Source organism: Streptomyces sp. MNU76, from assembly GCF_020982545.1.
Lineage (GTDB): Bacteria > Actinomycetota > Actinomycetes > Streptomycetales > Streptomycetaceae > Streptomyces.
In genome coordinates, this window is record NZ_JAJKLK010000019.1 from 1,298,551 (window position 1) to 1,312,242 (window position 13,692).

At 70.8% G+C, this 13,692-nt stretch carries 13 protein-coding genes, 2 tRNA genes and 2 pseudogenes; 8 read left to right on the forward strand and 9 right to left on the reverse strand.

Translation table 11 applies throughout. From position 1 onward, the window contains the following. Positions 1 to 12: 12 nt before the first annotated feature. From E4N62_RS32340 to E4N62_RS32350, 3 genes and pseudogenes are all read left to right on the forward strand, one after another. A tRNA-Met gene (locus E4N62_RS32340) sits at positions 13 to 86 on the forward strand. 171 nt (positions 87 to 257) lie between these two features. Beyond that, positions 258 to 2,252, forward strand: a pseudogene (locus E4N62_RS32345) (sel1 repeat family protein). Positions 2,253 to 2,598: 346 nt separating this feature from the next. Further along, positions 2,599 to 2,672, forward strand: a tRNA-Met gene (locus E4N62_RS32350). Between the two features lie 129 nt (positions 2,673 to 2,801). Here the strand turns inward: E4N62_RS32350 and E4N62_RS32355 are convergent. The 3 genes from E4N62_RS32355 to hisN all read right to left on the reverse strand — a co-directional run bounded on the left by E4N62_RS32355 (position 2,802) and on the right by hisN (position 4,797). Then, positions 2,802 to 3,218: a Fur family transcriptional regulator gene (locus E4N62_RS32355; protein WP_230220017.1), complete on the reverse strand. Its 417-nt coding sequence runs from the start codon at positions 3,216 to 3,218 to the stop codon at positions 2,802 to 2,804. Positions 3,219 to 3,452: 234 nt separating this feature from the next. Next, positions 3,453 to 3,845: a cyclic nucleotide-binding/CBS domain-containing protein gene (locus E4N62_RS32360; RefSeq protein ID WP_230220019.1), complete on the reverse strand. Its 393-nt coding sequence runs from the start codon at positions 3,843 to 3,845 to the stop codon at positions 3,453 to 3,455. Between the two features lie 151 nt (positions 3,846 to 3,996). Then, the gene (hisN, locus tag E4N62_RS32365) at positions 3,997 to 4,797 is read right to left on the reverse strand and encodes a histidinol-phosphatase (RefSeq protein ID WP_230220021.1); all 801 of its coding nucleotides are present in this window, start codon (positions 4,795 to 4,797) and stop codon (positions 3,997 to 3,999) included. A gap of 246 nt (positions 4,798 to 5,043) precedes the next feature. On the opposite strand from hisN, the gene E4N62_RS32370 reads away from it, so the two are divergent. Next, positions 5,044 to 5,664, forward strand: a complete 621-nt coding sequence (locus E4N62_RS32370; protein WP_230220024.1) for a TetR/AcrR family transcriptional regulator — start codon at positions 5,044 to 5,046, stop codon at positions 5,662 to 5,664. A gap of 238 nt (positions 5,665 to 5,902) precedes the next feature. Here E4N62_RS32370 and E4N62_RS32375 read toward each other — a convergent pair whose 3' ends face one another. The 6 genes and pseudogenes from E4N62_RS32375 to E4N62_RS32400 form a co-directional block, all read right to left on the reverse strand. Continuing rightward, positions 5,903 to 6,589, reverse strand: coding sequence for an IS630 family transposase (locus tag E4N62_RS32375; RefSeq protein ID WP_268269041.1), 687 nt, complete (start codon positions 6,587 to 6,589; stop codon positions 5,903 to 5,905). Positions 6,590 to 6,662: 73 nt separating this feature from the next. Continuing rightward, positions 6,663 to 7,046, reverse strand: a pseudogene (locus E4N62_RS32380) (helix-turn-helix domain-containing protein); the annotation flags it as partial. Positions 7,047 to 7,137: 91 nt separating this feature from the next. Beyond that, positions 7,138 to 7,461 carry a multidrug efflux SMR transporter gene (locus E4N62_RS32385; RefSeq protein WP_045559048.1) on the reverse strand — a complete coding sequence of 108 codons (324 nt, stop codon included), beginning with the start codon at positions 7,459 to 7,461 and terminating at the stop codon, positions 7,138 to 7,140. A gap of 128 nt (positions 7,462 to 7,589) precedes the next feature. Then, entirely contained in the window at positions 7,590 to 8,603 is a 1,014-nt protein-coding gene (rsgA, locus tag E4N62_RS32390) for a ribosome small subunit-dependent GTPase A (protein WP_230220026.1), read from the reverse strand. A 16-nt stretch (positions 8,604 to 8,619) separates the two neighbouring features. After that, a complete protein-coding gene (gene aroA / locus E4N62_RS32395) occupies positions 8,620 to 9,951 on the reverse strand; it encodes a 3-phosphoshikimate 1-carboxyvinyltransferase (protein WP_230220028.1) in 1,332 nt (443 codons plus the stop codon). A gap of 158 nt (positions 9,952 to 10,109) precedes the next feature. Beyond that, positions 10,110 to 10,832 carry a M50 family metallopeptidase gene (locus E4N62_RS32400; protein WP_230220030.1) on the reverse strand — a complete coding sequence of 241 codons (723 nt, stop codon included), beginning with the start codon at positions 10,830 to 10,832 and terminating at the stop codon, positions 10,110 to 10,112. A gap of 105 nt (positions 10,833 to 10,937) precedes the next feature. Between E4N62_RS32400 and E4N62_RS32405 the strand changes: the two genes are divergently transcribed. The 4 genes from E4N62_RS32405 to rsrA all read left to right on the forward strand — a co-directional run bounded on the left by E4N62_RS32405 (position 10,938) and on the right by rsrA (position 13,650). Continuing rightward, complete coding sequence (locus E4N62_RS32405) at positions 10,938 to 11,753, forward strand: SOS response-associated peptidase (protein ID WP_230220032.1); 816 nt, start codon at positions 10,938 to 10,940, stop codon at positions 11,751 to 11,753. 1 nt (position 11,754) lies between these two features. After that, positions 11,755 to 12,402 (forward strand): alpha/beta family hydrolase, encoded by a 648-nt coding sequence (locus tag E4N62_RS32410; RefSeq protein WP_230220034.1) that lies wholly within the window; start codon positions 11,755 to 11,757, stop codon positions 12,400 to 12,402. A gap of 268 nt (positions 12,403 to 12,670) precedes the next feature. Continuing rightward, entirely contained in the window at positions 12,671 to 13,342 is a 672-nt protein-coding gene (gene sigR, locus E4N62_RS32415) for an RNA polymerase sigma factor SigR (protein ID WP_045559042.1), read from the forward strand. After that, positions 13,339 to 13,650, forward strand: coding sequence for a mycothiol system anti-sigma-R factor (rsrA, locus tag E4N62_RS32420; protein WP_060883359.1), 312 nt, complete (start codon positions 13,339 to 13,341; stop codon positions 13,648 to 13,650). The genes sigR and rsrA overlap by 4 nt, the downstream gene beginning before the upstream one ends. Positions 13,651 to 13,692 lie beyond the last annotated feature (42 nt).

A 13,692-nucleotide genomic window follows, 5' to 3' on the forward strand; every position in this document is an offset into this window, starting at 1 on the left:
GCAACGCAACGGCGCGGGGTGGAGCAGCTCGGTAGCTCGCTGGGCTCATAACCCAGAGGTCGCAGGTTCAAATCCTGTCCCCGCTACTGAAGTTGAAGGCCCGGATCCTCTAAAGGATCCGGGCCTTCGACGTGTTGGCCGGGGTGCTCGGGAAATCTGTGTTTGACTTGTCGCTCTGTGGGCATGTCGACAAAACGCTGTAGTGACCTCAATGGCTGCGGTATACCAGGTGTACCCAGGTTGCAGGTGGTGCGACGATGGACGTTATGGGGGACAAGGCAACTCTGTTGGAGACAGGGCGGTTTGCGCAGCCTGCCGACATTGCGCTGCCTGCCGACTTCGTGCTGCCCGCCGAGTCCGCCTCGTCGGTCGAGTCCGCGGGGGTCGCGGACGAGGACGAGACGGGCGACGCCGTCGAGGAGGCGCGTCAGCGGCTCGCCGCCGAAGCCGGTGACACCGAGGCGATGAGTGTCCTCGGCGCCATGCTCCTGCGCCGCGGCGACCTGGACGGAGCCGAGCCCTGTCTGCGGGCCGCCACCGCGGCCGGGGACCGGGCGGCCGCCAACAACCTGGGTGTCCTGCTGCACCAGCGGGGGTACGCCGACGAGGCCGCCGGCTGGTGGCGGGTCGCGGCCGTCGCCGGTTCCGCCGCCGCCGCGCACGCGCTCGGCCGGCACCATCGCGAGCGCGGTGACGAACCGGCCGCCGAGTACTGGCTGCGCCAGTCCGCCGAGCAGGGGCACGCCCTGGGCGCGTACGCGCTCGCCGACCTGCTGGAGCACCGCAGTGACGCCGCCGCCGAGCGGTGGATGAGAGTGGCCGCCGAGCGCGGGCACCGCGAGGCCGCGTACCGGCTCGCGCGGACGCTCGACCAGCGCGCGGAGCAGGAGGAGCGCACCGCCGTGCGCGAAGGACGGAAGATCGCGCGCGCGGCGCTCGAGATCGGGAGCGGCCCCCGCGAGGGCCGTGCCGCCGGGCGGGACGGCGGCGGGCAGGCCGTGGGCGCGGGGGAGCGCGCCACCGACAACGGTGTCGGGGCGGATGCCGCCGAGGAGGCGGAGCAGTGGTACCGGCAGGCCGCCGCGCGCGGGCACCGGCGGGCCGCGCTGCACCTCGGGGCGATCCTGGAGCGGCGCGGGGAGCTGAAGGAGGCCGGTCGCTGGTACCTGACCTCCGCGAAGCACGGTGAGCCGCGCGCCGCGTGCGCGCTCGGGTTCCTGCTGCGGGACGCGGGGGACACGGAGAGCGCGGCCGTGTGGTGGCTGCGGGCCGCCCAGGACGGCAACGGCAACGCGGCGAACGCGCTGGGCGCGCTGCACGCCGAGCGCGGCGAGACGCAGACCGCCGAGCGCTGGTACCGGGCCGCGATGGACGCCGGGGACGTCAACGGCGCGTACAACCTCGGGCTGCTCTGCGCCGAGCAGGGGCGGACCGCGCAGGCCGAGCAGTGGTACCGGCGCGCCGCGTACGCCGGACACCGGGAGGCGGCGAACGCACTGGCCATCCTGCTGCTCCAGGTCGGCGACGCGTCCGGTGCGGAGCCGTGGTTCTCCAAGGCCGCCGAGGCCGGGAGCGTCGACGCCGCCTTCAACCTGGGCATCCTGTTCGCCGGGCGGGGCGACGACGCGACGGCGGCGGTCTGGTACGAGCGGGCGGCTGCCGCCGGGCACACCGAGGCGGCGCTCCAGGTCGCCATAGCGCGACTGCGGGACGGTGACGAGCGTGCCGCCGAGCGGCATCTGCGGTGCGCCGCCGGTGGGGGCAGCGCGGAGGCCGCGTACCGGCTGGCCGCCGTGCTCGACGCGCGGCGGCCGCCCGCGCCCGCGCACGAACTGGGCGAGCCGGTGCGGGAGAAGAACGAGTGCGAGGAGTGGTACGAGCGGGCCGCGTCGCAGGGGCATCGGCGGGCGCAGGTGCGCGTCGGGATGCTGGCGGCCGGACGGGGGGACGTGGTCGAGGCCGCGCGGTGGTACCGGGCCGCGGCGGAGTCGGGATCGCGGAACGGGGCGTTCAATCTGGGGCTGCTGCTGGCTCGGGAGGGGAGTGAGCCGGAGGCCGCCGTGTGGTGGGCTCGGGCCGCCGACGCGGGGCATGGGCGGGCGGCGTTGCGGCTCGCCCTCGTCTACGCGCGTCGGGGTGAGCTGGTGGAGGGAAGCGGTGGGCCGATCGGGCCGTGGCGCTCGGGCCTAGCTGAGGTGGCGGAGCGGGCGGCGCGGTTGCGGGATGCGTTGCGGGACGAGTTGTCGGCGTAGGTGAGTGGGGCGGGGAGCTGAAGGGGTGCCGTGGTGCCGGGGTGGCGGTGTGGTCCGGGGCTGCGAGGGTGCCCGGGGGCGCGTGCTGGGCGAGGGGCGGGGTCCCGCTCACCCACGCTTGCGGGTGCCGCTGCGCCCACCCTCCCCACCCTCGGCTTCGCTCGAGCGGGAGGTGCCCCCATCGCCCCAGCGGCACGACTGCCCGCAGTTGTGCCGGGTCCGGGGTATCGCTGCGGTCACGCTTGCCGCCCCAGGGGTACGAGTGTCCTCGGCTGCGTCGGGTTTGGTCCGGGGGTTAATGGATTTGCTCTGGTCGGCGCGGGTGACGTAGTGTTCTGTTCATCGACGCGGGGTGGAGCAGCTCGGTAGCTCGCTGGGCTCATAACCCAGAGGTCGCAGGTTCAAATCCTGTCCCCGCTACTGAAGGCCGATGGCCCGGAACCTTGAGGTTCCGGGCCATCGGTGTTTTCGTTCAGATTCACTTTCAGGTGGCGCAGAAAAGCCCCGGCTGTTGTGTGGCCGGGGCTTCGTCGTGCGGCGGCGGTGCTGCTACGCCTGGGTGCAGTTCGGGCAGACGCCCCGGTAGGTGACCTCCACGTCCGAGACGGTGAAGCCGAAGCGCTCGGAGGAGGGAAGGTCCGCCAGGGGGTTGCCGGTCGGGTGCACGTCACGGATCGTGCCGCACCGGGCGCAGACCAGGTGGTGGTGTGGACGGTGCGCGTTCGGGTCGTACCGCTTGGCGCGCCGGTCCGTGGCGACCTCGAGCACCTCACCGAGGGAGACCAGCTCGCCGAGGGTGTTGTAGACGGTCGCCCGGGAGATCTCGGGCAGCTTGGTGACAGCGCGCGCGTGCACCTCGTCGGCCGTCAGATGGACGTGTTCGCCGTCGAGGACCTCGGCCACGACACGCCGCTGCGCGGTCATACGCCATCCGCGTCCGCGCAGCCGCTCCAGAAGGTCACTCATACCGGTCAGCGTAACAGCAGGCGGGAACAGTTCCCGAACGGGTGTGAACTTGGAGCTTGACTTGACTTGGATTTTGTCCAATGTAGGATCTGGCTTCGATCGATGAAGGCTTCGGCAAGCGCCTGGAGGCCGCCGTCCAGGCCTTGTGCGGCTGACCAGGGTTGGACCGCTTGTCGTTGGGGCGGGCCGGGGTCTCGTAGGAGACTCCCGGCCCGTTCGTGCGTCCGGGCGCGGCTACGCCGGTGCGGGCTGTCGGGCGGGTGCCCAGCAGCGGATGATGTCGCGGACCGAGACGATGCCGATGGGGTCGCCCTCGTCGAGGACGATCAGATGGCGGAAGCCGCCGTGGGTCATCGCGCGGGCCGCTTCCTCCAGGGTCCAGGACGGCGTGGCGAACACGACGTCGGTGGTGGTGTGGGCGTGGGCGCGCTCGGTGTCGGGGCTCTGGCCGAGGCCCACGGAGACGAGGACGTCGCGTTCGGTCAGGATGCCGAGTCCGCCGGCGTCCGGGTCGAGGACCACGGCCGCGCCGACCCGGCGAGCCGCCATCAGGGCGGCGGCCTGGCGGAGGGTGTGATCGGGGCCGATGGTGAGGACCACTGTGCTCATGGCGTCGCGGACGAGCATGGAGTTCAGCCACCTCCTAGGGAATCCCGGAACGCCTTGTTCAAGGATTCACAAGTTCACAAGTGAGGGAACTCTCAATGTGGCAGGTAAAGCGGAGGTCAACAAGAGGGTGTGCGTGGTCAGTTCGGGGCGCCCCGGATCATTCCAGGGCTCAGTAGCGCTCGTTCAGATAGCCCAGGAGCTCGTCGTGGAGGAGGCCGTTCGAGGCCGCCGCGTCGCCGCTGTGCGGGCCGGGGCGGCCGTCGAGGCCGGTGAAGCTGCCGCCCGCCTCGGTGACGATGATCGCGTTGGCGGCCATGTCCCAGAGGGACAGCTCAGGTTCGGCGCAGATGTCCACGGAGCCCTCGGCGACCATCATGTACGGCCAGAAATCGCCGTACGCGCGGGTGCGCCACACTTCGCGGGTCAGGTCAAGGAAGCCGTTGAGGTGGCCGCGGTCCTCCCAGCCGCTGAGAGAGGAGTACGCGAAGGAGGCGTCCGAGAGGTCGGCGACGCGGGAGACGTGCAGGCGGGAGGCCGAGCTCAGACTGCGGCCGGTGAAGGCGCCGTGGCCCTTGGCGGCCCACCAGCGGCGGCCGAGCGCGGGGGCGGAGACCACGCCGACGACGGGCTGGTAGCCGCCCTCGGCCGCTTCCATGAGAGAGATCAGGGTGGCCCAGACGGGGACGCCCCGGACGTAGTTCTTGGTGCCGTCGATCGGGTCGATCACCCAGCGGCGCGGCCCGGTGCCCTCGACGCCGTACTCCTCGCCGAGGATGGCGTCGCGGGGGCGGGCGCGCTGGAGTTGGCCGCGGATGAGTTCCTCGGCGGCCTTGTCGGCCTCGCTCACCGGGGTCATGTCCGGCTTCGTCTCGACCTTGAGGTCGAGGGCCTTGAAGCGGGACATCGTGGTCGCGTCGGCGGCGTCCGCGAGGACGTGGGCGAGGCGGAGGTCGTCGAGGTAATCGGCCATGTGGCGAACGGTATCCGCCGAGGTCGGTGCGGGGCTACCGGGGTCGGGGGTCGGACCGTGGGAGGCGGCGGTACGTATGGGGTTCGCCGGGGTGGGCACATGAGTGGGGGCTGTTGCCGCGTGCGGAGGATCGGGCCGCGCACGTTGGCCGGTGTGCGCCCCTCGGGGGTGCCGTGAACCCTTGACAGTGACTTGATGCGCGTCAAATCTGAGGGCCAGAGCCGCCCGCTCGTATTCAGGGAGGCGATGATGCCTGCAGCGCGGGAGAACTTGCTGGACGCCGCTTTCAAGGCGCTGGTGCGTCGGCCGTGGTCGGCCGTGCGCATGGTGGACGTGGCGGCGGTGGCCGGAGTGTCACGTCAGACGCTGTACAACGAGTTCGGCAGCAAGGACGGGCTCGCCAGGGCCCTGGTCCGCAGGGAAGCGGACGGCTATCTGGCGGGCGTCGAACGGGCGCTGGCCACCCCTGCGGACTCCCGGGACCGGTTGGCCGCGACCGCCGAGTGGACCGTGGCGGCCTCCCGCAACAATGCGCTGATTCGCGCCATGCTCACCGGCTGCTGGAGCGAGCGGCTGCCGTCACCGACGCTCGCCGCGGTGCGCTCGTCCTCCGCGGTGCCCGCGCAGCGCCGCGCGGACGGCCCGCTGCCCGCGCCCGCCGACTTCGTGGCCCTGGTGCGCGAGCGGGCCGTGGCCGCGCTGTCCGCGCCGGGCGCCCCCAAGGCGGGCCAGACGGAGCTGGCCCGGTCCTGTGAACTCGCGGTGCGGCTCGCCCTCTCGTGCGTGGCGGCGCCCCCGGTCGACGGCGGAGTCACGGACCTCGTGCGCACGGCGCTGCCCCGACAGCTCAGCCGGCCCCTCGGCTAGCTGTTGCCCGAGTTGTGTGGGAGTCGAACCAGTGGACCGGAACCAGTGGGCCGGAACTAGGGGGTGTTTCGAAAGTCCCGCACAGCACCCACGGCGCCCGGCACGCACTCTCGCCGCACCGGCCGAAACCCCAAGTACACCCAGTACGAGGGCTTTCGTCCGGCACGCCGAGAGCACGCACCGGACACCGCGGGCACCGCACAGGACTTTCGAAACACCCCCTAGTAGACTGTCGCGGCTAGTTTTTGGGATAGAGGTGGCGCAGTTTGATGCGTGCGTCGTGGGTGGTGAACTGCCAGTTCACCTGACGCTGGTCGGTGTTGGTGGCGTTCTGCCAGGCTGAGAGTTCGGTGTTGAGGGTGTCGAGGTCGCTGATCCGGCGGTCGAGGCATTGCCGGGTCAGTGCGGAGAGTTCGATCTCGGCGATGTTGAGCCATGACCCGTGCTTGGGCGTGTGGTGGATCTCGAGGCGTTGGGCCAGGGCGAATGCCTCTTCGGGTTCGAACGCCTCGTACAACGAGGCGATGTTGTGGGTGTTGAGGTTGTCCATCACCAGCACCACGGTCTCGGCGTCGGGGTAGTCCACGCTCAGTAACTGTTTGACCTGGCCGGCCCAGTCGATCCGGGTCCGCCGGGACAGTGCCTGAACGCGACGCCACCCGCGCAGGGGTTCGACCCACACGAAGATCGAGGACGTGCCGCAGCGGATGTACTCGCTGTCCTGGCGGGCGTCGTGACCAGGGCGGGCCGGGAGTGGGTCGCGGGCATCGCCGAGGAGCTGGTAGGGCTTCTCGTCCATGCACACCACCGGACGTGCCGGGTCGTAGGGCCGGGCATAGACGGCCAGCACGTCTTCCATCCGGGCCGCGAACTCCGCGTTCGCCCGGGGTGGGATGGTCCAGCACTTTCTCAGGTGAGGGCGCAGTTCCGTTTTTTTTTAAGACCCGCCCGATGGTGGAGTGGTCCAGATCGGGGATGTCCTCGGCCAGCGCGACATGTTTCTCCAGCAGCCGCAGCGACCACCGGGTATGGCCCTGGGGTGGCTGTGAGCACGCCATCGCGATCAGCCGGGCTTCGACCTCGCCGGTCACCGGCGAGGGCACCGGTGGGAGGTCGCGCTTCTTCCGCGCGATCGTGGCGTGCACATCGCCACCGGTCTCGGCGAAACGCTTGGCGACCAGCCGTAACGTCTCACCGGAGACGCCGAGCCGGGCCGCGATCACCGCCTTGGGATCCACGTCTCCCACCGAGGTGTCCAGTGCTAGCAGTACACGCGCACGCATGATCATCGAGGCCCCACGAACACCCGTGGTGGTCACCCGGACCAACTCCTCACGATCCTGCGGTGTCAACCTGACCGGCCGCTTCTTCTGTGAACCCATGACGACAGTCCTGTCCGGCAAAAGGGAAGGAGGAACCCACCAGACACCAGCCTCCCAACCAGACACGCCACAACTAAGCAGCGACGCACTACTAGTGGGCCGAGCCCGAGAGTTGGAGTCCCACGACCCCCACGATCACCAGGCTGATCGAGACGATCTTCAAGGTCGACACGATGTCGCCGAGGAAGATCATCCCGTAGATCGCGGTGCCGGCCGCGCCGATGCCCGTCCAGACGGCGTAGGCCGGGCCGACGTCGAGCTTCTTGAGGGAGAGGGTCAGCAGACCGAAGCTGCCGAGGGCGAAGACGCAGAAGGCGACCGTGGGCCAGAGTCTGGTGAAACCGTGCGAGAGTTTCAGGCAGACGGCGAATCCGGTCTCCAGAAGCCCCGCCACGACCACCAGCAGCCACGCCATGTCTCGTCCTCCCGTGTCCCACGTTCCGTGACCGCTTCGTCTGTTCTCGGCCGATCTCGTCTGGTCTGGGTCCGACTCGGTGCGATTATGCACTTACCGGATGGGCGAGGGCGCAAACAACGCGGAGGTCAGTCGCCTTCCCGCTGTTCGCGCGTCGCGAGCAGCCTGCGCAGGGAGTAGAGCCGGGCCGGGTCGGCGTGTCCGTCCGCCACCCACTGGTCCAGCGCGCAGTCCTGCTCGTCGTGACTGCACGCGCGGGGGCAGCCCTCCGTGCCCGGCACGAGGTCGGGGAAGGCGTTGATCACCCGGGACGGATCGATGTGCGCGAGACCGAACGAGCGCACGCCGGGGGTGTCCACGACCCAGCCGCCGTCCGAGTCCGCGAGGGGGAGGGCGAGGGCGGAGGTCGTGGTGTGCCGGCCGCGTCCGGTCACCGCGTTGACATGGCCCGTGCTGCGGCGCCGTTCCTCCGGGACGAGGGCGTTCACCAGGGTCGTCTTGCCGACGCCCGAGTGGCCGACGAACGCTGTGACCTTCCCGGCGAGGTGTTCGCGCACGCGGTCGGCGGCGCCGCCCGTCTCCAGCTCCTCGCGGCTCGTCACGACGTACGGGATGTCGATGTCGCCGTAGAGCTCCAGCAGTTTGTCCGGGGAGGCCAGGTCCGACTTCGTGAGGACGAGGAGGGGGTCCAGGCCGCCGTCGTAGGCCGCCACCAGGCAGCGGTCGATCAGACGGGGGCGGGGCTCGGGGTCGGCGAGGGCGGTGACGATGGCGAGTTGGTCGGCGTTGGCGACGACGACGCGTTCGTACGGGTCGTCGTCGTCGGCCGTGCGGCGCAGCACCGACGTACGGTCGGCGATGCGGACGATCCGGGCGAGGGTGTCCTTCTTGCCGGAGAGGTCGCCCACGAGGGCCACGGTGTCGCCGACGACCGCGGCCTTGCGGCCCAGTTCGCGGGCCTTCATCGCGAGGACGATCCGGTCCTCGACGAGGCAGGTCAGCCGGCCCCGGTCGACCGTGAGGACCAGGCCCTCGGCGGCGTCCTCGTGCTTCGGGCGGATGTTCGTCCGGGGACGGTTGCCCTTGCGGTTCGGGCGGCTGCGGATGTCGTCCTCGTCGGTGTGCTTGCCGTAACGGCGCATGATCCCGGCCCGCCCGTCAGTTCTTCCCGAGCATCCCGGTCCACATGTCAGGGAAGTCCGGCAGTGTCTTGGCCGTCGTCGCCACGTTCTCGATCCGCACGCCCTCCACCGCCAGGCCGATGATCGCGCCGGCGGTGGCCATGCGGTGGTCGTCGTAGGTGTGGAAGACACCGCCGTGCAGCGGGCGCGGGCGGATGTGCAGACCGTCGGCGGTCTCGGTGACGTCGCCGCCGAGTTCGTTGATCTCCTTGGTGAGCGCGGCCAGGCGGTCCGTCTCGTGGAGGCGGAGGTGGGCGACGCCGCGCAGCGTGGAGGGGGAGTCGGCGAGGGCCGCGACCGCTGCGATGCCCGGGGTCAACTCGCCCACCTCGCTCAGGTCCACGTCGATGCCGTGGATCGCACCCGAACCGGTGAACACCAGTCCGTACTCGGTCAGTTCGCAGGTGCCGCCCATCTCCGTGAAGATCTCGCGGAGCTGGTCACCGGGCTGGGTGGTGTGCGCGGGCCAGTCGGGTACGACGATCTTGCCTCCGGTCACCAGGGCCGCCGCCAGGAACGGCTGCGCGTTGGAGAGGTCCGGCTCGATCGTGAGGTCACGGCCCAGCAGGGCGCCCGGCGTGACCCGCCAGACGTTGGGCTCACCGCCCGACTCCGGGGTGTCGACCTGGGCGCCCACCGAGCGCAGCATGTCGACGGTCATCCGGATGTGGGGGAGCGAGGGGAGGGTCGCGCCGGTGTGGCGGACCTCGACGCCCTGGTTGAAACGGGGGGCGGAGAGCAGGAGGGCGCTCACGAACTGCGAGGACGAGGACGCGTCGATCGCCACCGGGCCGCCGTCCAGGGCACCGCTGCCGTGGACCGTCAGGGGGAGCGCGCCCCGGCCGTCGTCGTCGATCCGGGCGCCGAGGACGCGCAGGGCGTCGATCACGCCGTTCAGGGGGCGCTCGTACGAGCGGGGGTCGCCGTCGAAGCGGATGGGGCCGTCCGCCAGGGCCGCCACCGGGGGCAGGAAGCGCATGACCGTGCCCGCGTTGCCGACGTCGACCGTGACCGGGCCGTGCAGGCCGGTGGGCAGGACGCGCCAGGCCTCGCCGGAGCCGCCCGCGCCGGAGGAGCTGGAGGAGACGGTCTCCTCGATGCCGACGCCCATCGAGCGCAGGGCGGCCGCCATCAGGAGGGTGTCGCGGGAGCGGAGGGGGCGGCGCAGCCAGCCGGGTTCGCTCGCGAGGGCGGCGAGGACGAGGGCGCGGTTGGTGACCGACTTTGACCCCGGGACGTGGACCGTCGCGTCGACGGCTCCGCTCGCGGTGGGGGCGGGCCAGAGGGCGGGCTGTGCGTTCAGGGCCATGTGGCCACTTTAGTAGGGGTTCGCCGAAGGGGGTGCCTGGTGATCGCCGTGGGCGGCTGCAGGTCCGGTGGGGGCTGATCGCGCCCACGCGGCGGAGCCGCACATCGATACGCCCCGCGCCCCTGTGTGCGCCCCTGCGGGGCTGCATCACAGCACGGTCACAGCCCCAGCAGCCACCTTCCGCCGCCCATCAGCGCGCACAGCGACACCACGTGGAACATCACCAGCCACACCGTCGCCGGGAGATGGGTCAGCCGGGAGAGCTGGTCCGCGTCGGAGTCGCCAGCGCCTCCCCGGCGGCGCTTCGCCTGGAGTTCGAAGGCCGGGCGTACGCCCCCCAGCAGCAGGAACCAGACCACCGCGTAGGCGAAGGCGGCCTGGACCTGGGGGCCCGCCAGCCAGGAGACGACGACGAAGGTGCCGCCGGTGAGGAGGACCGTCAGGGCACCGTAGGCGTTGCGGATCATGACCAGCATGGCGATCAGCAGGATCGTGGCGAGCCAGAGAAGCAGGGTGATGCGGCCGGAGCCGAGGAGGGCGGCGCCGCCGAGGCCGAGGAGCGGGGGAGCGGTGTAGCCGGCGGCGGCGGTGAGGATCATGCCGAGGCCGGTGGGCTTGCCGCGGCTGACCGTGAGGCCGCTGGTGTCGGAGTGCAGTCGGATGCCGGTGAGGGTGCGGCCGGTGAGCAGCGCGATCAGTCCGTGGCCGCCCTCGTGCGCGATGGTGATGGCGTTGCGCGAGAGCCGCCACACGCCGTGCGGGACGATCGCCGCGAGCGCGGCGACCGCGGTGGCTATGACGACCCACAGGTCCGGGTCCGGCTGGGTACCGAAGACCTCGTCCCACAGGCTGGCCAGCGAGGTGGCTGCGGTGCTTTCCATGTTCTGCGGTGGCTCCCTCGGGTCGCGATCGATAGGGGTTGGCGCGTAGCGCCATCGTTGGGGGGTGGTGGTCGGGTGACGGGTGGGCCTGGCAGTGTGGCACTTATGTGCGGACGGTATGCGTCGAGTCGTAGGCCCGAGGATCTCGCAGGAATCTTTGAGATCGAGAAGTGGGAGCCGGAGGAGAGCCTGGAGCCGGATTACAACGTGGCTCCCACCAAGGAGGTCTACGCGGTTCTCGACCGCCCTCTGAAGGACGCCGACGACAAGCGGCCGGTTCGCCAGCTGCGGAAGCTGAAGTGGGGGCTGGTCCCCTCCTGGTCCAAGAACCCCGAGGGCGCCGCGCGGATGATCAACGCCCGCGCCGAGACCGTGCACGAGAAGCCGTCGTACCGCCGTGCGTTCGCCACCCGGCGCTGCATCCTGCCCGCCGACGGCTACTTCGAGTGGGTCACCGGCAAGGGGGAGCGGGAGCTGGAGGTCGAGGGGAAGAAGAAGCGGCCGCGCAAGCAGCCGTACTTCGTGCTCCCGGCGGACGGCTCCGTCTTCGCGATGGCCGGGCTGTACGAGTTCTGGCGGGACAGGACGCTGCCGGACGACCACCCGGGGGCCTGGTGGGCGACCTGCTCGGTGATCACGACGGAGGCCGAGACGACCCCGCTCGCGGTGGCCCCGGGGGACGGCCCGCACGCGTTGGCCGATATCCACCCCCGGATGCCGCTGATGCTGACGCCGGACCGGTGGGACGGCTGGCTCGACCCGGCCCGAACCGACCTCGACGACCTGCGCGGGCTGCTCGAACCGCCGCCCGGCGGGCTGATGCGCGCCTATCCCGTCTCCACGGCCGTCAGCAACGTCCGCAACAACGGGCCGGAACTGCTGGAGGAACTGGAGGGGCCCGAGGAGGGCACACTCTTCTGACGTGACCGAGATCGAGGCAGCAGCGACGGAAGAGATCGACACCGAGGCCGGCACGGGCCGTGTCAGCTGGTACGAGGCCAAGGCGCCGGACCGCGTCCTCGCCCTCAGCCATGGCGCCGGCGGTGGCATCGAGGCTCGTGATCTGCGGGCCCTCGCCGCCGTGCTCCCCGCGCACGGGGTGACCGTGGCGCTGGTGGAGCAGCCGTGGCGGGTCGCAGGGAAGAAGCTCGCGCCCGCGCCGAAGACGCTGGACACCGGGTGGCGGGGACTGTGGCCCGCGCTGGCGAAGCCGGGGCTGCCGGTGATCGCGGGCGGGCGCAGCGCCGGGGCCCGGGTGGCCTGCCGTACGGCGACCGAGCTGGGCGCGGCGGCCGTACTGGCGCTGAGCTTTCCGCTGCACCCGCCGGGGAAGCCGGAGAGGTCCCGGGCCGACGAGCTGCTCGGGGCCGGGGTGCCCACGCTCGTCGTCCAGGGCGGGAACGACCCGTTCGGCAGGCCCGAGGAGTTCCCGGAGGGCGGGTACGGGCTCGTGGAGGTGCCGTACGGCGATCACGGGTTCGCGGTGCCGAAGCGGGCGCCGCTCGGGCAGGACGAGGCGATGACGGTGATCACCGAGGGTGTCGTGGAGTGGATCGCGTCACTCCGATGACCCGTCCGGCGGTGGCCGGGAATGCGGAGCGGTGGGCCTTGGTTGTGCGGATCAGACAGCGCGAAAGACCGTGCTGACCGCCGTACGAGAGGAAGTCCGCCGCATGGGTTCGACCTATTGCCCGAGCCGCAGCAGCCGCGCTGACCTGGACTGGACGGTGCTGCACACGGCCAAGAGCGGCCCTGTTCGGGCGGCGGCGGGCATGGATCGTCGTCTATCCTCCGATTCTGGTGGTACCGGTTTCGGTATCGCACAGACGCTGGAGGAGGTGGGTCCGGTCACTGGGACCGACGCAGGGACCGAACGGGGCCAGGCGGAGCAGCCCGAGGGCACCGAGACCGCCGCGGAGCGCAGCGCCCGGTTCGAGCGGGATGCTCTGGAATTCCTCGATCAGATGTACTCGGCCGCGCTGCGCATGACGCGCAACCCGGCCGATGCCGAGGACCTGGTGCAGGAGACGTACGCGAAGGCGTACGCGTCCTTCCACCAGTTCCGTGAGGGCACCAACCTGAAGGCCTGGCTGTACCGCATCCTCACGAACACCTTCATCAACTCGTACCGCAAGAAGCAGCGCGAACCCCAGCGCAGCGCGGCCGAGGAGATCGAGGACTGGCAGCTCGCGCGCGCCGAGTCGCACATGTCGACCGGGCTGCGCTCCGCCGAGTCGCAGGCGCTCGACCACCTGCCCGACTCTGACGTGAAGGCGGCGCTGCAGGCGATCCCCGAGGAGTTCCGCATCGCCGTCTATCTCGCGGATGTCGAGGGCTTTGCGTACAAGGAGATCGCCGACATCATGGGGACACCCATCGGTACGGTGATGTCCCGGCTGCACCGGGGCCGCCGTCAACTGCGCGGCATGCTCGAGGACTACGCCCGTGATCGCGGGCTGGTTCCGGCCGGCGCCGGGGAGTCGAACGAAGCGAAAGGCTCGGGCTCATGAGCTGCGGAGAGCCGCATGAGACGGATTGCAGCGAAATCCTCGATCATCTCTACGAGTTCCTCGACCGGGAGATGCCCGACGCCGACTGCACCAAGTTCGAGCACCACTTCGAGGAGTGCTCGCCCTGCCTGGAGAAGTACGGGCTCGAACAGGCCGTCAAGAAGCTGGTGAAGCGCTGCTGCGGGCAGGACGACGTGCCCACCGATCTGCGCGCCAAGGTGATGGGCAGGATCGATCTGATCCGATCGGGACAGACCGTTCCTGAGCATGATGTGACGGCCTCGCCGGTCACACCGCAGGAGAGCTGACTTCTTCTGAGCCCGTTTCGGGGACGGCCGTCCGGCCGTCCC